Source organism: Mycobacterium sp. ZZG (assembly GCF_054786995.1).
Map to the genome: position 1 here is coordinate 20,081 of NZ_JBTBFV010000052.1, position 18,348 is coordinate 38,428.

Genomic DNA, 18,348 nt, shown 5'->3' on the forward strand with positions numbered 1-18,348 from the left:
TCGTAGCACCATGTCTAACAGCCCCGCCGCCGTCCGGCCGCACCGCGACCTGTCCATCGATCAACAGCACGCCCTGACCACCGCGGCGACACGGCTGGAGCGCGATTTCGGCGACAGCTTCGGCGTCGAGACGATCGAACGGTTCCTGCACACCTCCTATGACCAGTTCGCCGGCCGCGCCACCATCCCCAACTTCCTTCCGCTGCTGGCCGAACGGTTCGCCCGCCAACGCCTGCACGCCCTGGCTCGAGTGGAGGGCAAGATCAGTGACGGCAAGCCCACCGTGCTGTTCCTGTGCACCCACAACGCGGGTCGTTCCCAGATGGCGCTGGGTTTCTTCACCCACCTCGCCGGCGAGGACGCGGTGGCGTGGTCGGGTGGCTCCGAACCCGGTAATGCCATCAACCCCTCGGCTGTCGCGGCGATGGCCGAGGTCGGCATCGACATCACCAGCGAGTTCCCGAAGCCCTGGACCGACGAGATCGTCCAGGCCGCCGACGTGGTGATCACCATGGGCTGCGGCGATGCCTGCCCCATCTTCCCCGGCAAGCGCTACGAAAACTGGGAGCTACCCGACCCCGCTGGCCAAGACGTCGATGCGGTCCGCCCCATCCGCGACGAAATCGAAGAACGCGTCCGACGCCTGCTCGCCGAACTCCACGCCACCGCCCAACAGGCCTGACCCGATGACCGAGACCCACACGCCCTCAGTGCTGTTCGTCTGCGTCAAAAACGGCGGCAAATCGCAGATGGCCGCCGGTCTCATGCGCCAACTCGCCGGCGATACGGTGATCGTGTACTCGGCCGGCACCAAACCCGGCACCGCGGTCAACGAGCTGTCCGCCCAGGCCCTTCTCGAAGTGGGTGTCGACATCACCGCTGAGCAGCCCAAGCCGGTCGACTACGAGCTGGCTCGCGATGTCGACCTCGTGGTCACCCTCGGCCGCGAAGCCACCCTGGATCCGCTGCCGGGCACGCGCGTGGAGAACTGGGACACCGACGAACCGTCTGAGCGCGGCATCGACGGCCTGGACCGGATGCGCCTGGTCCGCGACGACATCGCCACCCGCGTCCAGCAGCTGCACACCACGCTGACCACTTCCACGTCCTGACACCCACCCAAACCCGGTTTCGCAGCTGCAGCGCGGCAGCACACCCCTTTTGCCACTCGATGCCACCGAGGAGACTTCGTCATGCCCGCACGCCACATCGTCGCGATCGGCGGCAGCGACGCCGGAATCAGCGCCGCCCTACGCATCCGTGAACTCGACCCCAGCACTGACGTCACCGTGGTCGTCGCCGACGCCTACCCGAACTTCTCCATCTGCGGCATCCCGTACTACGTCTCCGGGGAGGTCACGCACTGGAGCAATCTGGCGCACCGCAGCGCCGACGACCTGGCCGCCACCGGCATGCGGGTCCTCACCGACACCCGCGCCACCCGAATCAACGTCGCCGAGCACACCCTCGACATCCTCGACCCCACCGGGGCGCCCACTGAACTGTCCTATGACGCCCTGGTGGTGGGGACCGGCGCCGTCAGCGCCCTCCCACCGATCGACGGCCTGACCGGACCGGGCGCACTCGGCCCCAAAGATGGCGTGCACCTGCTGCATTCGATGGGCGACACCTTCGCCGTCATGGACTCCTTACAACAGCGCGACCCCAAGACCGCGGTCATCATCGGCGCCGGCTACATCGGCCTGGAAATGGCTGAAGGACTCACCACCCGCGGGATCGCCGTCACCCAGATCGAGGCGCTCCCCGAAGTGCTCCCGACCGTCGACCCCGAGCTGGGCGCCCTGGTCCACGACGAACTGGAACGCCACGGCGTGCAGGTCCTCACCAACACCACTGTCTCCGCCGTCACCCGCACCGCCACCGGCGCGTTGACGGTGACCGCCCACCGGGGCGGCGAAACACTGCAGCAGACAGTCGATTTCGTGCTCGTCGTGGTCGGTGTGAAGCCTGATGTGGAGCTGGCCGCCGATGCCGGCGCCGAACTCGGAATCAAAGGTGCCATCGCCGTCGACGAGTCCATGCGCACCAACCTGGCGGATGTGTTCGCCGCCGGGGACTGCGTGCACACCCACCACCGTCTCCTCGGCCCGACGTGGCTGCCGCTGGGCACCACCGCCCACAAGCAGGGCCGCGTCGCCGGGGAGAACGCCCTCGGAGGAGCGGCACGCTTCGCCGGCAGCCTCGGCACCCAGGTCGTCAAAGTCTTCGACCTGGTGGCCGCCCGTACCGGCCTGCGCGACCACGAAGTACTCGCCGCCGACCGAGGCTGGACACCGGTCACCACCGCGGCCACCCCGGATGACCACAAGGCCTACTACCCTGGCGCCACCACCATCCACATCCGGATCACCGGCGACCAACGCAGCGGCCGCCTTTTAGGTGCCCAACTCGTCGGCCACCGCAGTGCCGAAGTGTCGAAACGGGTCGACACCTACGCCACCGCACTCTTCCATGAGATGACCATTGACGGACTCTCGGCGCTGGACCTGTCCTACACCCCGCCGCTGGGATCACCGTGGGATGCCACCCAGATGGCCGCCCAGGTATGGACACGGACTCTGTTGTCCGGCGCCGTTCGCTAGTACCGGCATCAACGACGGTACCGTCCCACGCTTTTTCGGCCCCTGCTGACGGTCGGGCCGCTGGTTCATCTGCAGCGGGAACCGATTGCACGCGGACCCGGATAGGCTCCGTTCCGCGCGAAGACAAACTCACCGGCTAAACCCGTCATCGACGCAGGTGTGCGAACCCGTCGCCGCAGCCGAGGGCGCACGTCGGATCACAGGTGCGCTGCCTGTCTGCCGGTGCGAGCAACAAAGGATCAGCCCCGCCCAGCACCTGGGGCGACTCGACGCCCGCACTGCATCGCGCTAGTGCTCGCGCGGATGCGCCCTTCGGCATCTCCCTTAGATGATCAGCGGTGCTCGCGAGACATGTCTGGCACTGTCAATGTCAGTTCATATTCCGTTCATACTACTTGTGTTTTGTGTACCCGACAGAACGATGAACCGGCACCTGGATGTGGACTTCGAGGTGTCTCAGCGATGAGGAGATGCATGTGAAGATCCGCCTTCGGAAGCGCGCGGGCTGGGCGGCGATGGGTGCGGCCGCCGCATTGGCGTTGACGGCCTGCGGTGGGGGTGGCAACGGCGGCGCCTCGGGAGTGGAGGGCCAAGTGTCTGGTCCGGTCGTCATTGATGGCTCCAGCACGGTTGAGCCGCTGTCGTCGGCGGCCGCGGAGCTGTTCATGGAGCAGCACCCGGATGTCAACGTCACGGTGGGCACCTCGGGCACCGGCGGTGGGTTCGAGAAGTTCTGCGCCGGCGAGACCGACGTCTCGGATGCGTCGCGGCCGATCAAGGACAGTGAGATCGAAATCTGCACCAAGAACGGCATCGAATACAGCGAGCTGATCGTGGCCAACGACGCGCTGTCGGTGGTGGTGAATAAGGAGAACACCTGGGCGAGCTGCCTGACGGTGGACCAGTTGACGAAGATTTGGGCGCCGGGCTCGACGGTCAAGAACTGGAATGAGGTCGACCCGTCGTTCCCGAATGAGCCGTTGCAGTTGTTCGGTGCGGGGTCGGATTCGGGCACCTTCGATTACTTCACCCAGGCCATCAACGGGGAAGAAGGTGCTAGCCGCACCGACTACAACCCCACCGAAGACGACAACGTGACGGTGCAGGGTGTGTCGGCCACCAAGGGCGCGCTGGGCTACTTCGGCTATTCCTACCTGGAAGCCAACGCCGACAAGGTGAAGGGCATCGAGGTCGACGGCGGCGACGGCTGTGTGGCTCCGTCGGTGCAGACCGCTCAGGACGGCACCTACAAGCCGCTGTCGCGGCCACTGTTCATCTACGTCTCCGACGCTGGCCTGGCCAAGCCGCAGGTGGTGGCGTTCGCGGACTTCTACCTGGATTCCAACACCGACATCGTGGAAGCGGCCAAGTTCATCCCGTTGACCGAGGAGCAGCTCGCGACGGCACGTGCAGACCTCGACGCGTTGCACGCCAAGGAAGGCAAGTGAGTTCACAGTCTGTGACCGCGGGCGCCCCGACCGATCCTGGTCTGGGCGCCGGCGGTGACCTGATCACCGGTCGCCGCCGCCCCGGCGAAGCCGTTATCAAGGCACTGCTGGCGTCCTCGGCGTTACTGTCGGTGGCCGTCACCGTGGGCATCGTGATCGCGCTGCTGACCCCGCTGCTGACGTTCTTCCAGAACGTCAGCATCGTCGAATTCCTCACCGGCACCACCTGGACGGCCGGCTTTGGGGCCAAGACGTCGTGGACGGATAAGCAGTGGGGGGTGCTGCCGCTGGTGATGGGCACGCTGACCACGACGGTGATCGCGCTCGCGGTGGCGGTACCCCTGGGTTTGGGTGCGGCCACCTACTTGTCGGAGTACGCCAGCGAGCGTGTCCGACGCACCGTCAAACCCATCCTGGAAGTCCTGGCCGGCGTGCCGACGGTGGTCTACGGCGTCATCGCGTTGACGCTGCTCACCCCGGTGTTGCAGTCGGTGACCGGCGCGCAGATCTTCAACAACCTGTCCCCGGGCATCGTGATGGGTTTCATGATCGTGCCGACGGTGGCCTCGCTGTCGGAGGACGCGATGTCCGCGGTGCCGCGAGCGATGCGCGAAGGGTCGTATGCGTTGTCGGCCAATCGCATGCAGACCACGGTGCGGGTCGTGATTCCCGCCGCCCTGTCCGGGATCGTGGCCGCGATCGTGTTGGGCATGTCGCGGGCGGTCGGGGAGACGATGATCGTCGCGATCGCGGCGGGCAGCCAGCCCGTGTTCACGATCAATCCGCTGGTGGGCGCTCAGACCATGACGGGATTTATCGCCCAGGTCGCCAGCGGTGACGCCCCGCAGGGCAGCCCGGTCTATTACTCGCTATTCGCGGTCGGGGCCCTGTTGTTCCTGATGACCCTGGTGATCAACATCTTCAGCATCGCTTTGGTGCGCAAATATCGACAGGCTTACTGATGACTTCGCAAACGATTGATCCGCCCGTGGCCCGCCCAGACCTGAGCACCGACAGCAAGACCAAGCCCGACATCGGCTCGGTGCTGTTCGCCGCAGCGCTGTGGGCGTGCCTGGTTGTCTCGTGTTTGTTCCTGCTCGCAGTGTTGGGCGCGATCCTGGTGGAAGGCCTCTCCCGGTTGGACTGGGCGTTGATCTCCGAGCAGCCCTCACGGTTGCGGCCCGAAACCTCCGGGGTGCAGTCAGCGATCTTCGGCACGCTGTGGGTGATGCTGGGCACCATCGTGCTGGCCTTGCCTGTCGGCATCGCCGGCGCCATCTACCTGGAGGAATACGCCGACAACACCCGGTGGTGGAACCGGCTGATCGAACTGAACATCCAGAACCTGGTGGCGGTGCCCACCATCATCTACGGCATCCTGACGTTGGCGTTCGTGGTGCGCGGACCGCTGTCGATCGGGCCGGTCGCACTCGCCGGCTCGGCAGCACTGGCGCTGCTGATCCTGCCGGTCATCATCATCACCACCCGCGAGGCGTTGCGGGCGGTGCCCCGCGACATCCGGGATGCCTCGTTGGCGTTGGGGGCCAGCCAATGGCAGACCACCTGGCGGCAGGTGCTGCCGTCGGCGGTGTCCGGTATCGCCACCGGCACGATCCTGGCGCTGTCGCGGGCCATCGGCGAGGCCGCGCCGCTGATCCTGGTCGGGGCCACGGTGTTCGTCACGGTCAATCCCGACGGGGTGCTCGACCGCTACACCGTGCTTCCGGTGCAGATCTTCAACCTGGTCAAGCTGCCCGAGGCCGACAACGTGAAGTTGGCCTGGGCCACGATCCTGCTGCTGATGATCATCCTGCTCGCGATGAACGCGTTGGCGATCTGGATGCGCAACCGCTTCCAGCGCCGCTGGTGACCGACCACCCCCACTCTCAGAAAGACTTCCTCATGAACGAGTCGACCCCCGCCACCCTGCCCGCCGCCGCGTCCGCTGAGCTCGACGAGCAGGAGAAAGCCCTCCTCGCCAAGCTGAGCACCAGGAAAGTACCCACACCGCCGTCGCAGACCAAAGTGTCCGCCGGCATGATCACCACCGAGGACCTCGGCGTCAGCTACGGCGACTTCCTGGCCGTCGCCGGCGTCAACCTGGCCTTCCAGCGCCACGAGATCACCGCCCTGATCGGCCCCTCCGGGTGCGGCAAGTCCACAGTGCTGCGGTGCTTGAACCGGATGAATGACCTGGTGCCCTCAGCGCGAGTTCATGGCACAATCCGCTTCCGCGGCACCGACATTCACCAGGACGGCGTGGATGTCATCGAACTGCGCCGCCGGGTCGGCATGGTGTTCCAGAAGCCGAACCCGTTCCCCAAATCTATCTACGACAACGTGGCCTACGGGCCGCGGGTGACCGGCATGAAGCCCGCCAGCATGGACGATGTGGTCGAAGAAGCGCTGCGCGGGGCGGCCCTGTGGGATGAAGTCAAAGACAAACTCAAGCAGAACGCCACCGGCCTGTCCGGCGGCCAACAGCAGCGGCTGTGCATCGCGCGCACCATCGCCACCCGCCCCGAGGTCATCTTGATGGACGAGCCGTGCTCAGCGCTCGATCCGATCGCCACCGCCAAAATCGAGGATCTGATGGTGGGCCTGGCCGAGCAGTTCACCATCATCATCGTCACCCACAACATGCAGCAGGCCGCCCGGGTCTCCCACCGCACCGCCTTCTTCACCGCCGAGGCCGACGAGCACGGAAAACGGCTGGGCAAGCTGGTCGAATACACCACCACCGAGGCGCTGTTCTCCAACCCCGAAGATCCGCGCACCGAGGCCTACATCAGCGGCCGATTCGGCTAACAGCACAGACACCAACGTTGCAACGTGGCGGTGTCGTCGTCGACGACCACAATGAGCAGACGGCCTACACGCAGGCCGTCTGCTGCCGACACCGCCACGAGAGGCGACTGCGTTGACCTCCACGCCCCCGCCCGCACCGCACGGCATCGTGACCGCCGGGCCGCTGCGCGTCGACCGCGCCAGCCACCAAGCCACCTTGCACGGACACACCGCGATCCTCACCGCACGCGAACTCGAGGTCCTGTTGTTCTTCTGCGCCCAACGCGGCCGGGTGCGCAGCGCCGAAGACATCGCCGCCGCCGTGTGGGGCCAGTCGCAAAAAACCAACAGCATCGCCGTGCACGTCAAACGCCTGCGCGCCAAACTGCCGCTGGAACGCACCCGCGGCGGCCCCCTCATCTGGAATGTCCGCGGCGCCGGATACCGCCTGGCCCCGGTCCTCGTCGACGCCGCCGAACCAAATCCGACCGCTCGCCGCTCGACGGCAGTCGTCCCGGCGCTCCCCGTCCAACCAGAAGCCCCGCCCGCGCCACCATCCTCTAGACAAACCCCCAATAACTCAGCCATTATTGAGTCAATGAATATTGAGCGATCGGTGTCGGTGGAGCGACGGGTGGCCATGCACGCCGCGCTGGCTGACCCCCACCGTCTGCGAATCGTGGATTACCTGGCGCTCGGCGACGCGTCGCCGTCGGAACTGCAGACCGCGCTATCCATGCCGTCGAACCTGGTGGCCCATCACCTCAACGTGCTGCAGGCCAGCGGCCTGGTGCTGCGCGACACGTCGCACGCCGACCGTCGCCGCACCTATGTGCGGCTCGCCCCGACCGGCCTGCGGGATCTACTGCCGGCGACGTCTTCTCCCGCGTCGCGGGTGGTGTTCGTCTGTACGCAGAACTCGGCGCGCAGCCAGCTGGCCACCGCCTTGTGGAACCAGCAGTCAGCCATTCCGTCCACCTCGGCGGGCACCCACCCCGCCGACCAGATCAACCCGCTGGCCGTCGATGCCGCGCAGCGCCACCGCCTTGCACTCGCCGATCAGCAACCCCAACTGCTCGATGACGTCTTGCGCCCCGACGACCTGGTGGTGGTGGTCTGCGACAACGCCCACGAGCATCTGCCCACCGGACTGGCGCGGCTGCACTGGTCGGTCCCCGACCCGGTGACCGCGGCGCAGCCGTCGGCGTTTGACGCTGTGGTCGATGAATTGTCCGGGCGCATCAGCACTCTCGCCCATGCGGTCGGTACCTGAGGAGGGGAATGTGACCAGCGTGTTGTCGCCGCGTGCGGCGCTGTCGGTCGACCAGCGGCAAGCCATGCACACCGCGGCCACCCGGATGTGTCGCGACTACGCCGACACGTTCAGCATCGAGACCATCGAGGAGTTCCTGTACTCCTCCTACGACGCGCTCGCCCTCGGCGCGGCGATCACCAACTATCTGCCGCTGCTGGCCGAACGCTTCGCCCGGCAACGCCTCACCGCGCTCGCCACAGTCGAGGGTCACGCACGCGACGAGAAACCCATTGTCTTGTTCGTCTGCACCCACAACACCGCGCGCTCGCAGATGGCGATGGGATTGTTCACCGCATTGGCCGGCGACCGCGCCGTGGCCTGGTCGGCAGGCTCGATGCCCGGCCGCGTTGTCGACAGCGAGGCCGTGACGGCGATGGCCGCACATGACATCGACATCTCCGGCGAATACCCCAAACCGTGGACCGAGGAGATCATCCGCGCCGCGGACGTCGTGGTGACCATGGGCTGCGGCGATGCGTGCCCCGTCCTGCCTGGGCCGCGCTACCAGAACTGGAAGATCGACGACCCCGCCGGTTGTGCCCCAAGCAGGGTCGACTGCATCTTCGACAACCTCGACGACCGGATCCGAGATCTGCTGACAGAGTTGAACATTGAGCCCCAGCTGCCCGCCGGGGCGGCGACGTCATGAACACCGCACCGGGAAGCGTCGTGGCGCGGTTCGTCGGCTGGGTGCGCTCCGGCTACCCCACAACCGCTCCCCGTGGCGGGCACTGCGCCGCACTGGCGCTGCTCGGCAACGACGAGGTACACCCGGTTGCGGCAATCCTCGCGCTGCAGAACGACACCCCCACGCAACGGCGGTGAACACCACCGGCACGCTGTGCTGCGCGCACCCACCGGCCTCCGGGGAGGCCCAACCCGCCCCATGGGCAGTCGTCCTTGCGGCGCTGCGCCGCTACGAGCAGCACCGCCACAGCGTCGACGTCCCGCCCCGCACCCGCGCCTACGGCGTCGCGCTGGGCCGCTGCATCAGCGCTCTGCGCGCGAACTACTGGAACGGCCACCTGGACCCCGACATCATCGCCGACGTGGAGGCCGTGCCCGGCTGGCACTGGGGAGACCCGCCCCCAGGCGCGTGGCGGACCGCCCTGCGGTCGGCGACCGCCGCCGCCCGTCGACACCGCGGCGGCGCCACACCTCCCTACCCCCGCCGGGCGGGTGGCGTCGATCTGCAGGCCTGGTGTGCGCGACAGCGCGCCGACTACGCGGCAGGCCTGCTGTCACCGGCCCAGATCGACGCGCTGTCCGCGTTGCCCGGCTGGGACTGGGATCCCGACGAGCACCGGTGGCGCCAGGGTCTGACGATGTTAGTGGAGTTCGTCGACTCAGGCGGCGACCTGGCGATGCTGCACCGCGATCTTCGGGTCAACGGGTTCGCGTTGGGGCGATGGTGGCAGCGCTGCCACGAAGACTGCCGCGCCGGTGTCCTGTCCGCCGAACGGCGGGCGGTCCTGGCCGCCCTGTTCGCCGATAACTGTTGCCCCGACCCGTGGAGCGTCGGATACCTTGTCTTGCAACGTTTCTGCGACGCTCAGGGCCACGCACGGCCGCGACAGAATGCGGTTGTCGACGGGTTTCGGCTCGGCTGGTGGGTCACCGTCCAACGCCGGCAACGCCGCCGCGGCGCCCTCAACGCCGAACGCATCCACCTGCTGGATGCGTTACCGGGCTGGCAATGGAACCCCGGACGCGGGACCCGGCCGCCCCCGGCGCACCCACGCCGACCACAGGTGATCAGCCGCGCTGGCTGACAGCCAAATTCACCCCGGACGGGTCGGCAAGCCTTGGTCTGGTGGCCGACGCCAGCAGCGCCCCCACCGCGGCGATTGCGCCGAGGGCAACGAACATCGCGGCGTACCCGCCGAGCAGGCTGGCCAACGCCGCGCCGACGAACGGTCCGATCGCGGTGGCGACCATGATCGGGGCATTCAGATAGGCGCTGAGATGGCCGTAGTGGGTGGACCCCCAGCGTTCGGTGACCGCGGTGGCTTGCAGCAGCGTCATGATGCCGCGCATCACGCCGGCACCGATGGCCACCGCCACCAACGCGGCGTAGGAACTGAACACCCCCAGCAGTGCCGTGGTGGTGGCGACACCGGCCATGATGAGCACCGTGCGGGGCACGACACCGACGCGGCGCACCAAGCTCTGATAGCCCAGGCGACCCAGCACCTGCCCGGCGCCGCCCAGGCCGAGCGCGACCGCCGCAGCCCCGGTGCTGATCCCGCGTTGGCTCATCAACGGGACCAAATTGGCGATCACCGCATACGACGCGAGCCCGGCCAGCGCAAACGCCGCCACCAGGGCAAGGAACGGCACGCTGCGCGCGGTGCGGCCCGGCGCCTCGACATGGTGATGCTGGGTGACCACCGGCGGCCACGGGCGCCGCAACCCGAAGAAGTGCGCGGGGATGGTGATTACCGCCATGATGACAGCGAGGACGAGATAGGTGTGGCGCCAGCTCATCTGGGCGGACAACGCCGCAGTCAGCGGGGCGAACACAGTGCTGGCGAAGCCGGCCACCAGCGTCAGCACCGTTAGTGCGCGGACCGCGTCGGTGCCGAAGAACCGGGTCAGCGCGGCGAAGGCCGGTGCGTAGAACACCGCGCCCATCGCCACCCCAGCCAAAACCCACGCCGCGACGAACCACCCGTAGGTCGGCGCCGCGACGACCGCCACCACCGACAGCGCGCCGAGGATCGAGCCCGCAGTCATGATCCAGCGCGGACCCACCCGATCCAGCCACCGCCCGACCGGGATGCCGACCACCGCCGAGGTCACCAACCCGGCGGAGAACGCCGCGGTCACCGCTGGGGCGGACCAGCCGGTGTCGGCGCTGATCTGCTCGGAGAGCACGGTGAAGGCGTAGTAGAGCACGCCCCAGCTAGTGATCTCGGTGACGCACAACGTCACCAGCACCCAGCGCAGCCCATGCCGGGCTGCGCTGGGTGCCACAGAAGAACCCGCCGGTGTCATCCGCCAACGGGGTTGAGCGACAACGACAACGGTTGCAGTGTCGACGGCGCGGGTCCGCAGCACCCGCCGCCGGCGTTCTCACCCTCGGGGCTGTCAAACAACCCGGCTCCGTTGCACACCCCGGTATCAGGCAATGTCAGCTCCACCCGGCGGGCGGCCTCGTGGTCACCGGCCAGTTCGGCAGCGATGCTGCGGACCTGCTCATAGCCGGTCATCGCCAGGAACGTCGGCGCCCGCCCGTAGGACTTCATCCCCGCGATGTAGAGATTCGGCTCCGGGTGGGCCAACTCGGCGGCGCCGTGCGGCAACACACTGCCACAGGAATGCATGTTCGGATCAATCGAGCCGGCCAAGTTGACCGGGGCCTGCAAGATCGGATCCAGCTCGATGCGCATCTCCGACAGGAACGACAGGTCTGGCCGGAACCCAGTCAGGACCACCACGTGATCAGCCGGCGCCAGAGCCCGCCCGTCCTCGGCGGTCACCACCGCCTGGCCGTCGACCAGATCGATGCGCTCGGTGCGGAACCCGGTCGTCAGGGACACCCGGCCGGCCTCGACCGCTTCCTTCGAGCGCACACCCAGAGCGCCGCGCTGGGGCAGTTCATCGGCGGCACCACCGCCGAAGGTGTCCTCCGACACCCCGCGGCGCAGCACCCACGTCACCGTCGTCGAGGGATCCTTGCGCACCACCTCGCCGAGCTGAATCACCGCGGTCATCGCCGAATGCCCGCTGCCGACCACCACCACATGCTTGCCCGCCAACCCTGAGGCCTGCGCGAGCGTCGGCGGAACGTAGGTCAGCACACCCGAGGCTGCGGCCGCGCGTTCCCCAATCGCGGGAACTCCGTCAGCGCCAGCAGGATTGGGCTGGCCCCAGGTGCCCGAGGCGTCAATGACCGCCTGGGCCTGCACCCGGCACTCCGTGCCGTCAGCATTGCTCACGTGCACGACGAACGGCGTCTCCGCCCGGCCCGGGCTCACCAGTCGGTCGCGACCCAGCCGCGACACTGCCTCCACTCGCGCGCCGTACTGCACGCGCTTGCCCAGGGCACCGGCCAGCGGCGCCAAGTAGCCGTCGATCCACTCCCGACCGGTCGGGAACCCCGCCTCATGAGCAGTCCAGCCCGTCGATTCCAGCAGCCGCGCAGCGGCGGGGTCGACCAGCTCGGGCCACGGGGAGAACGTGCGCACGTGCTCCCACTGCTCGACCGCCGACGCTGGGCTGCCGCCGGCCTCCAGTACCAACGGGGTGAGTCCACGCTCCAGCAGGCGCGCGGCCGCCGCCAAACCTAGCGGTCCGGCCCCGATCACCACGACGGGCAACTCCGACATGCTCAACCTCCTCTTATCGACGTTCTTCGATGGGATCGATGGTGCTCGACCCATCGATATTTGTCAATGCGTGTGTCATCATGGATGACATGGCTACCGCGATCGCACCGTTGACCTCCAGCGACGTGGCTGCCTGCTGTTCACCGCTCACCGGCGGCGTGCTCGACACCCCGGCCGCCGAACGCCTCGCCTCGGTGTTCAAAGCCCTCGCTGACCCCGCCCGGGTCAAGCTGGTGTCCCTGATCGCGGCCTCTGAGGGCGGCGAAGCCTGCATCTGCGACCTCACCGAACCACTCGGCCTGAGACAACCCACGGTGTCGCACCACATGAAACTGCTCGTCGACAGCGGCCTCGTCAGCCGAGATCAACGCGGCAAATGGGCCTACTACCGCGTGAACGCCGAAGCTTTGGACCGCATCGCCGCCGCGGTGTCGACCCATCCGGCGTGACTAATTCGGAGTCGATGGACGGGCGGCCATGGGCTCTCCGGCCTTGGTCAGCCCTGGGAGAGTTGCGCGTGCGCTCTGCGCTCGACGAACAATGGAACGAAGTCCCGAATCCGGCTGTGTTCGAACTGGGCGTAGGCGCCCTGGACGATCGCGTTGATGCGCTCTACTGGGACGTCTGTGTGGCGGTCTGCTAGTCGACGCTCGACTTCTTCAACCATGACCCGCTCATCGATCTCCGGCACTTCGCCAGCTTGCCCCCGTGGCCAGGTGCCGTCAACCGCAGAGATGGCGCCCGTTCACCTCACACCCGGCCATTGAATCCGTGAGGTCAGGCAAATGCGATGATTTATGAAATGAGCAATGACGAGTCCGACTTGGCGCAGGCACGCCGACTGTTGGCATCGTTGCAAGAGAACATGATTCACACAACGAGGATGATCGAGAAGTTCGAACGGCAACGCCCCGCGGGGTCATCCGCAGGGCCGCGAGAGCGTGTGCTGCGTGGTGAACTCTCCGAAATCCACGGGTACGTCAACCGCATCTACGAACGGTTTCCCGAGACACGGCCGTAGCGCGGTGCAGGTGAGCGAGGCAAACGCCTCCTGACATTGACGTCGGGTTGATCTAACCGTCTCCTGAGGGCATGGAACCCGTCGAGATCACGCTGTGTGGGTGGCGTCGCCCAGCCTAGGATCGGTTCGCTTGTGGGCGGCGGGCATCTTTTGTTGGGACGCAGCGGCAATGATCGCGCCGAGAAGGTGACGCAGACGTGGTTCGTCACCCTGCCCGAGGTAGCAGTCCAGCCAGCTGGCGGTGGCGGCCACCAGGTCGTCGCTGAGGGCGATGTGGTTGCGCGCGATGGCGGTGATCAGGGCGTCGATTGCGGTGAACGTTTCGCCGATACCCAGGGTGATGTAAATGCGGTCGGCCTCGACTCTGCTGAGATGCGGGCGCGCGGTGGCAGCCAGCTCCCAGGCCAAAGCGGCATCGTCGGGCGCTTTACGCACTGGAGTTTTGCGCGACCCGGACAACTGGACCCCTTTCTTTGGCGTCTGATCTGTCTTCTACGGTAGAGCGTGGCCAGACCTGGCGCGCGCTGGTCGACCCACCGATAGCGGCGGCCGACCAGGGACAACGCGCTGGGCACGCCATCGTTTTCCTGCCGTTCACTGGCTAGCTGATCTCGGCACCGCTTGTGAGAACCCTGCCTGTCTCAAATTCAAAGAAATGAGACGCTCCCGCGCGGCTGGCATTGTGGTCACATCGCTCCAGGTCGGGTGTCTCATTTCTTGTCGCACACGGCTTGTCTCAGATCCTCGATGTCGGTAGGTCGATGAGACCTGTGATTGCCGTGACTGCGTTAGTGGAAATCCCCTCGGGCGAGGTCCGAGCCACGTGACGGGGACCTCGCCGGATGTCCGAGTTGACTAGTGCAGATAAGTCCGGCCGTAGCGGTCGTGGGAGTCCTGCCCGGGGTCGGTGACGAGCGCGATGCGTTGCTCAGTGAGGGTGTCCGCCGCGAACCGCGCCGCCTCGGGGCCCCAGCATCCGACCGACCAGCCGGGCTTGTGCAGTTCCGGGGAATCGATGCCTAGAAGTCGCACGCGGAGGCGGCCGCGGGTGTCGTCGCGAACATCGAGTGTGTCTCCGTCTACAGCTCGGAGCACTGTTGCGCTCACCGCGGCGGGTGTGGCGTCCGCCGTTGGGGATGAGGGCGTGCAGGAGGTCGCGGCCGCGATCAGCCCGCACGCTATGCCGAGGTGTGCTACCGCGGCCCGGCCGCGCTGCGGCGCAGGGGCTTTTGTTGCTGTATCGCGCTCGCAGCGAGGGGCGCCGGGCAGCGTGAAACATCTCTGCGTGCCGCGCCGAATGACATACCCGCGCCCACACGACGGACATAGCGGCCGGGCGGTGCCCTTGGGCGTCACGGCGCGCGGGTTATCGCCTGATGTGGGTGCACGAAATGCCCACCGGGCTCCGCTGTAGTTGTTGCCTCGCCGCATGATTCGTTGTCCATCGTCCTTAGGGAAGTGCGATTCGAAGTGCCTTGCTGATCTCCGCCATGGTCGATGGCGACAAGGTGCCCAACGATTCGGTCAGCTCGTCGTGGTACAGCTGCACGATGTCATCCACCAAGACGAAGCCCACCAGCGGATCATCCGCGGTCAACGGCACGACCGTGGGGACGTGCGAGTGCTTGCTCGTAGTCGTAATCCGTGCCGCGAGAACGGTATCGAGGTTTCTGTTCCGCGAGTTGTTGCTCAGGATGACCCATGGCTTCGCGCCATGCCCGAGGTCCACCCGGTACGCCTGGCTGCGTAGCGCGCGGCTCACTGACGCCCCTGGCCCCGGCGCGCATAGCGGTCCCGCGCGGTCCGGCGCTCAGCGTTGGACGGTTCGCTGTTGAACTCGGTGGCCAGCTCGGCGTAGCCGGCGTCGAGGACATGTTCCTGGAGGGCCTCGGCGCCCGCCTGGAGCAGCGCCCGCAGCGCCGCGGCTTCCGACTTGATGTCGTCGACATCGTGCTGGCTGGCCCAGTGTCGCAACACCTCGTACGCCGGCGATCCCTGATTCAGGTACGGGGCTATCACGGCCTCGTCGGAGTCGCCGAGGATGAGGCTCACACGCTTACTCATGGTGTACATAGTACACCACTATCAAGCGCATAGATAAGCGCAATTCTCGGCTCAAATGTGCCGTATAGGCGGGAGCGGGTCGTTGGTTGGCGAGCGGGGTTGCGCGGCGCTGTCGGCCACCGCGGCGACAATGGCCTGATGAGTGATGACGTTGGCGGTTTGTCCGTTCGGCAGGGGCCGCGCAAGCGCGCCGGCGATGTGCGCGTCGCTGATTTTACCTTGCTGGTGCGCGTCGAGGGACGGCCCGCCGCGGTGCGGGTCTTTACCGATGAAGAGGCCGACGAGGCTGCCAAGTACGCGGCAAGTACCGGGGGAGTGGTTGTGCCGCTGCCGCTTTCACCGCCAGCTGGGTATGTACGCGGATCCGATGGTTCTCTGCTACCGGAGGGGGCGGCTGGGGCTTCGCCGCCAGCATGAGCCCGGCCCCGTCAGAGTGATTCGTCGCGAGGGTGTCGGCCCTCGGAGGCTAGCGCGTCGAGGTAGGCGTCGTGGTAGCGGGTGATCGACAGTCGCTCGGAGGTGAATTGTTCCAGGACGCCGGTGATGAGTGGTTGGCCTCGGAGCGAGGATCCCATTCGGTCGTAGGGCCAGTGGCCGAAACTCATCATGTCAATGCCGAGTGTCTGCTGCGGGTATTCGCGGGCCTCGGTGATGTCGTTTCGGACCGCCTCCAGCTCGGTTTCCAGGCGACGGAGTGCGGACGCGGCACGGCGGAGATGGTGGTCGCGCTGCTCTTTGAGCAGGTTGACGCATTCGGCCCATGTCGGGATGGTGTCGCGGGGGAAGTAGACGTGGCCGGCTTTGCCGCGCACAACCTGGGGGAGCAGCCCGTCTGCGGCCAGCATCTTGAGGACGTCGGTCGGAATCCCGCACAGCTCGGCGGCTTCCGACAGCTTCGCCAGGTGCGGCTCACTCACCCGCCTGGTCCGTTCCCGCGTTCTTGCGTGCTGAATTCTTGCGTGGTGTGGAGCGTTTCGCAGGTGTGCGCGCAGTCGGAGCTGCGAGTTGGCCACGTAACGCCTCAGTAGCCGCCGATGCTACTGCGAGAGCTTCGGTGAGCGCCTGCACCCGATCGTCGGCATTGCGCTGCGCCTGTGCGAGCTGTTCCGCGTGCGCCTGGCGAAGAACATCGCGCTCGGCGACGGTCTCCTCTCGAAGCCGTTCCAGGGCGGTGCGGTCATGTTCAGCGGACCGGCGGGCACTATCGGCCTCGGCGCGACTCGTGGCTAGCTCCACGCGAAGTGTTGCCGCTTCGGCGACCGCCTGCTGCGTAGCTTCATGAGCAGCGTCGATCTCGGCTTGCATCCGCTGGCGTGTGTCGTCCATCTCCCTGCGTGCGGCGTCGACCTCGCGGCGGAGCTGGGCTGCGGTATCCCGCTCGCGTGCCGCTTCCGCATCGGACGCGCGCTGCGCGGAGAGCGCTGCTGCGGCCTCCATCCGGGCCGCTGACGCCTCCTGCCTCGCGTCCTCCACGGCCGCGTCACGCTGCGCTAGACGATCGGCGTTCTCCGCGGCTGCGTGGGCTACCCGCTGTTCGGCACTGGCCACTGCAGCGTCTGTTTCGGACCGCATCGCTGCGAGCTGGACTTGGGTTTCCTCCCTCACCCGCGCTAGCTCGGCAGCGGATTCCTCAGCAAGTACGTCCGCCTCTTCCCGGTCACGCTCAGCTTGCTCGGCCCGAGCCTCTGCGAGGCGGGCAGTGCGCTCGGCCGCAGCAGTACGACGCTCGGCTTCGGTGATCTTGCTCAATGCGTCACGATGCGCGTCTTCCACCTCCGCGCCGGCAGCTTCGAGGTCGCTGGCGGCCTGGACCACCGATGCCAGTTCGCCGAGGTAGGTTCGCATGTCATCAAGACGGCCAGGCAATTCGGCCAGCCGTTGATCAAGGGTCGCGCGCGCCATCGACACGGGCGCCGCCGTGCCGGGCTCTTCCTGCAGCGTTACCACGCTCTGATGATTCGCTCGGCGGGCCTTAAAAGCCGACGCGCGATTATGCACCGGCCCACCGCCCTCATCGGACTGCTCGCAGTAGCGCGACGGCCGTCCAGTAGCCGGGTCCGGGCGCCGCGGCCGCGTGCATCCGGGATAGCTGCAGTGGTCCCGGTCGAGGGTCTCCGCGGTATCGCTCTCGTCCATGCGACCAATATAGACGTTTCGTCGCCTCAATGACATAACAAAACGAAACGAAACAAAACCTCGGTGACGAAACAAAAGTTGGACCCGTGAGCGCGTTCGCAGGGGCGGACAGCCGTGAGGGCAACCACCCGGCCCGGACGCATGACCTTCCCCCCGTTCAACCCAGGCCCGATCCCCAGCACCTAGGTGGGGACTGAATGATCCACCCCGGCGTGTCTGGAGAGTTCTTCCGTTGGGAAGGATGGGCACGTGGGATCGAAGTCATCGAGGCGGTATCCAGACGAGCTGAAGGTGCGGGCGGTGCAGATGGTGGCCGATCTGCGCAGCGAGACAGTTTCGGAGTGGGAGGCGATGGGCCGGGTCGCTGACCTGCTGGGCGTCGGTACTGCCGAAACGGTGCGCAAATGGGTCCGTCAGGCTGAGATCGACGCCGGCTCTCGGGCGGGGCAGACCAGCGAGGAATCCGAGGTCCTGCGCAAGCTGCGCCGGGAGAATGCCGAACTCAAGCGGGCCATCGTTATCTTCGGCCGGGTGTCTGGGGCGGTGCGTTCATCAGGGCGTTCACGTTGTGGACGTTGTCTTTGTGGCAGTAAGTCGGGCGGTGCGGAGTTGACCGTGCAGCTGGGCGACTTGATCGCGTAGT

The 18,348-nt window shown here is 66.9% G+C and carries 23 protein-coding genes and 1 pseudogene; 15 read left to right on the forward strand and 9 right to left on the reverse strand.

All coding sequences use genetic code 11. From position 1 onward, the window contains the following. Window positions 1-10 precede the first annotated feature (10 nt). The 11 genes from ACXMYJ_RS22665 (at window position 11) to ACXMYJ_RS22715 (ending at window position 9,925) form a co-directional block, all read left to right on the forward strand. The gene (locus ACXMYJ_RS22665; RefSeq protein ID WP_048424134.1) at window positions 11-682 is read left to right on the forward strand and encodes an arsenate reductase ArsC; all 672 of its coding nucleotides are present in this window, start codon (window positions 11-13) and stop codon (window positions 680-682) included. 4 nt (window positions 683-686) lie between these two features. Further along, window positions 687-1,112 (forward strand): arsenate-mycothiol transferase ArsC, encoded by a 426-nt coding sequence (locus ACXMYJ_RS22670; protein ID WP_048424135.1) that lies wholly within the window; start codon window positions 687-689, stop codon window positions 1,110-1,112. An 81-nt stretch (window positions 1,113-1,193) separates the two neighbouring features. After that, window positions 1,194-2,603, forward strand: coding sequence for an FAD-dependent oxidoreductase (locus tag ACXMYJ_RS22675; RefSeq protein WP_460358909.1), 1,410 nt, complete (start codon window positions 1,194-1,196; stop codon window positions 2,601-2,603). A gap of 476 nt (window positions 2,604-3,079) precedes the next feature. Next, window positions 3,080-4,051, forward strand: a complete 972-nt coding sequence (locus ACXMYJ_RS22680; protein ID WP_236694298.1) for a PstS family phosphate ABC transporter substrate-binding protein — start codon at window positions 3,080-3,082, stop codon at window positions 4,049-4,051. After that, window positions 4,048-5,013, forward strand: a complete 966-nt coding sequence (gene pstC / locus ACXMYJ_RS22685; RefSeq protein ID WP_053079395.1) for a phosphate ABC transporter permease subunit PstC — start codon at window positions 4,048-4,050, stop codon at window positions 5,011-5,013. Before ACXMYJ_RS22680 ends, pstC begins: the two co-directional genes overlap by 4 nt. Next, window positions 5,013-5,921 carry a phosphate ABC transporter permease PstA gene (gene pstA / locus ACXMYJ_RS22690; RefSeq protein ID WP_048424138.1) on the forward strand — a complete coding sequence of 303 codons (909 nt, stop codon included), beginning with the start codon at window positions 5,013-5,015 and terminating at the stop codon, window positions 5,919-5,921. Before pstC ends, pstA begins: the two co-directional genes overlap by 1 nt. A gap of 167 nt (window positions 5,922-6,088) precedes the next feature. Beyond that, the gene (gene pstB / locus ACXMYJ_RS22695; RefSeq protein ID WP_110814884.1) at window positions 6,089-6,859 is read left to right on the forward strand and encodes a phosphate ABC transporter ATP-binding protein PstB; all 771 of its coding nucleotides are present in this window, start codon (window positions 6,089-6,091) and stop codon (window positions 6,857-6,859) included. Window positions 6,860-6,971: 112 nt separating this feature from the next. Next, entirely contained in the window at window positions 6,972-8,111 is a 1,140-nt protein-coding gene (locus ACXMYJ_RS22700) for a winged helix-turn-helix domain-containing protein (protein ID WP_082164247.1), read from the forward strand. After that, window positions 8,095-8,802, forward strand: a complete 708-nt coding sequence (locus tag ACXMYJ_RS22705; protein ID WP_048424139.1) for an arsenate reductase ArsC — start codon at window positions 8,095-8,097, stop codon at window positions 8,800-8,802. The genes ACXMYJ_RS22700 and ACXMYJ_RS22705 overlap by 17 nt, the downstream gene beginning before the upstream one ends. After that, a complete protein-coding gene (locus tag ACXMYJ_RS22710; protein WP_048424140.1) occupies window positions 8,799-8,978 on the forward strand; it encodes a DUF3349 domain-containing protein in 180 nt (59 codons plus the stop codon). Before ACXMYJ_RS22705 ends, ACXMYJ_RS22710 begins: the two co-directional genes overlap by 4 nt. Then, the gene (locus tag ACXMYJ_RS22715) at window positions 8,975-9,925 is read left to right on the forward strand and encodes a helicase associated domain-containing protein (protein ID WP_053079396.1); all 951 of its coding nucleotides are present in this window, start codon (window positions 8,975-8,977) and stop codon (window positions 9,923-9,925) included. Before ACXMYJ_RS22710 ends, ACXMYJ_RS22715 begins: the two co-directional genes overlap by 4 nt. On the opposite strand, the gene ACXMYJ_RS22720 is transcribed toward ACXMYJ_RS22715, so the two are convergent. Then, window positions 9,909-11,150 carry an MFS transporter gene (locus ACXMYJ_RS22720; protein ID WP_048424141.1) on the reverse strand — a complete coding sequence of 414 codons (1,242 nt, stop codon included), beginning with the start codon at window positions 11,148-11,150 and terminating at the stop codon, window positions 9,909-9,911. The two genes, ACXMYJ_RS22715 and ACXMYJ_RS22720, sit on opposite strands and share 17 nt — an antisense overlap. Further along, window positions 11,147-12,484 (reverse strand): NAD(P)-binding domain-containing protein, encoded by a 1,338-nt coding sequence (locus tag ACXMYJ_RS22725; protein ID WP_048424142.1) that lies wholly within the window; start codon window positions 12,482-12,484, stop codon window positions 11,147-11,149. The genes ACXMYJ_RS22720 and ACXMYJ_RS22725 overlap by 4 nt, the downstream gene beginning before the upstream one ends. Before the next feature lie 89 nt (window positions 12,485-12,573). Here ACXMYJ_RS22725 and ACXMYJ_RS22730 point away from each other — a divergent pair, with 89 nt between their 5' ends. Beyond that, window positions 12,574-12,933, forward strand: a complete 360-nt coding sequence (locus tag ACXMYJ_RS22730; protein ID WP_460358913.1) for an ArsR/SmtB family transcription factor — start codon at window positions 12,574-12,576, stop codon at window positions 12,931-12,933. 47 nt (window positions 12,934-12,980) lie between these two features. Here ACXMYJ_RS22730 and ACXMYJ_RS22735 read toward each other — a convergent pair whose 3' ends face one another. Further along, window positions 12,981-13,175 (reverse strand): three-helix bundle dimerization domain-containing protein, encoded by a 195-nt coding sequence (locus ACXMYJ_RS22735; RefSeq protein WP_048424143.1) that lies wholly within the window; start codon window positions 13,173-13,175, stop codon window positions 12,981-12,983. Between the two features lie 111 nt (window positions 13,176-13,286). Here ACXMYJ_RS22735 and ACXMYJ_RS22740 point away from each other — a divergent pair, with 111 nt between their 5' ends. Then, complete coding sequence (locus ACXMYJ_RS22740; protein WP_048424144.1) at window positions 13,287-13,505, forward strand: hypothetical protein; 219 nt, start codon at window positions 13,287-13,289, stop codon at window positions 13,503-13,505. 87 nt (window positions 13,506-13,592) lie between these two features. Here the strand turns inward: ACXMYJ_RS22740 and ACXMYJ_RS22745 are convergent, their stop codons facing one another. From ACXMYJ_RS22745 to ACXMYJ_RS22760, 4 genes are all read right to left on the reverse strand, one after another. Next, window positions 13,593-13,913, reverse strand: a complete 321-nt coding sequence (locus tag ACXMYJ_RS22745) for a hypothetical protein (protein WP_236694300.1) — start codon at window positions 13,911-13,913, stop codon at window positions 13,593-13,595. Between the two features lie 447 nt (window positions 13,914-14,360). After that, the gene (locus ACXMYJ_RS22750; protein ID WP_460358914.1) at window positions 14,361-14,612 is read right to left on the reverse strand and encodes a thermonuclease family protein; all 252 of its coding nucleotides are present in this window, start codon (window positions 14,610-14,612) and stop codon (window positions 14,361-14,363) included. Window positions 14,613-14,955: 343 nt separating this feature from the next. Then, window positions 14,956-15,267, reverse strand: a complete 312-nt coding sequence (locus tag ACXMYJ_RS22755) for a type II toxin-antitoxin system PemK/MazF family toxin (protein ID WP_460358915.1) — start codon at window positions 15,265-15,267, stop codon at window positions 14,956-14,958. Continuing rightward, complete coding sequence (locus ACXMYJ_RS22760) at window positions 15,264-15,569, reverse strand: hypothetical protein (protein ID WP_094295092.1); 306 nt, start codon at window positions 15,567-15,569, stop codon at window positions 15,264-15,266. Before ACXMYJ_RS22760 ends, ACXMYJ_RS22755 begins: the two co-directional genes overlap by 4 nt. 138 nt (window positions 15,570-15,707) lie before the next feature. Between ACXMYJ_RS22760 and ACXMYJ_RS22765 the strand changes: the two genes are divergently transcribed. After that, the gene (locus ACXMYJ_RS22765) at window positions 15,708-15,986 is read left to right on the forward strand and encodes a hypothetical protein (RefSeq protein WP_460358916.1); all 279 of its coding nucleotides are present in this window, start codon (window positions 15,708-15,710) and stop codon (window positions 15,984-15,986) included. A gap of 11 nt (window positions 15,987-15,997) precedes the next feature. On the opposite strand, the gene ACXMYJ_RS22770 is transcribed toward ACXMYJ_RS22765, so the two are convergent. After that, window positions 15,998-16,486, reverse strand: coding sequence for a MerR family transcriptional regulator (locus ACXMYJ_RS22770; protein WP_460358917.1), 489 nt, complete (start codon window positions 16,484-16,486; stop codon window positions 15,998-16,000). Next, window positions 16,479-17,705, reverse strand: coding sequence for a hypothetical protein (locus ACXMYJ_RS22775; RefSeq protein ID WP_460358918.1), 1,227 nt, complete (start codon window positions 17,703-17,705; stop codon window positions 16,479-16,481). Before ACXMYJ_RS22775 ends, ACXMYJ_RS22770 begins: the two co-directional genes overlap by 8 nt. Before the next feature lie 249 nt (window positions 17,706-17,954). Between ACXMYJ_RS22775 and ACXMYJ_RS22780 the strand changes: the two are divergent. Next, a pseudogene (locus ACXMYJ_RS22780) lies at window positions 17,955-18,266 on the forward strand (transposase); the annotation flags it as partial. Window positions 18,267-18,348 lie beyond the last annotated feature (82 nt).

What these genes read in the sequence shown, in the direction of transcription:
- ACXMYJ_RS22765 (WP_460358916.1), top strand. Translation starts at nt 15,708, where the DNA reads ATGAGTGATGACGTTGGCGGTTTGTCCGTTCGGCAGGGGCCGCGCAAG.
- ACXMYJ_RS22720 (WP_048424141.1), bottom strand. Translation starts at nt 11,150, where the DNA reads ATGACACCGGCGGGTTCTTCTGTGGCACCCAGCGCAGCCCGGCATGGG.
- ACXMYJ_RS22670 (WP_048424135.1), top strand. Translation starts at nt 687, where the DNA reads ATGACCGAGACCCACACGCCCTCAGTGCTGTTCGTCTGCGTCAAAAAC.
- ACXMYJ_RS22740 (WP_048424144.1), top strand. Translation starts at nt 13,287, where the DNA reads ATGAGCAATGACGAGTCCGACTTGGCGCAGGCACGCCGACTGTTGGCA.
- pstA (WP_048424138.1), top strand. Translation starts at nt 5,013, where the DNA reads ATGACTTCGCAAACGATTGATCCGCCCGTGGCCCGCCCAGACCTGAGC.
- ACXMYJ_RS22775 (WP_460358918.1), bottom strand. Translation starts at nt 17,705, where the DNA reads ATGGACGAGAGCGATACCGCGGAGACCCTCGACCGGGACCACTGCAGC.
- ACXMYJ_RS22710 (WP_048424140.1), top strand. Translation starts at nt 8,799, where the DNA reads ATGAACACCGCACCGGGAAGCGTCGTGGCGCGGTTCGTCGGCTGGGTG.
- ACXMYJ_RS22665 (WP_048424134.1), top strand. Translation starts at nt 11, where the DNA reads ATGTCTAACAGCCCCGCCGCCGTCCGGCCGCACCGCGACCTGTCCATC.
- ACXMYJ_RS22725 (WP_048424142.1), bottom strand. Translation starts at nt 12,484, where the DNA reads ATGTCGGAGTTGCCCGTCGTGGTGATCGGGGCCGGACCGCTAGGTTTG.
- pstB (WP_110814884.1), top strand. Translation starts at nt 6,089, where the DNA reads ATGATCACCACCGAGGACCTCGGCGTCAGCTACGGCGACTTCCTGGCC.
- ACXMYJ_RS22730 (WP_460358913.1), top strand. Translation starts at nt 12,574, where the DNA reads ATGGCTACCGCGATCGCACCGTTGACCTCCAGCGACGTGGCTGCCTGC.
- ACXMYJ_RS22675 (WP_460358909.1), top strand. Translation starts at nt 1,194, where the DNA reads ATGCCCGCACGCCACATCGTCGCGATCGGCGGCAGCGACGCCGGAATC.
- ACXMYJ_RS22760 (WP_094295092.1), bottom strand. Translation starts at nt 15,569, where the DNA reads ATGAGTAAGCGTGTGAGCCTCATCCTCGGCGACTCCGACGAGGCCGTG.
- ACXMYJ_RS22705 (WP_048424139.1), top strand. Translation starts at nt 8,095, where the DNA reads ATGCGGTCGGTACCTGAGGAGGGGAATGTGACCAGCGTGTTGTCGCCG.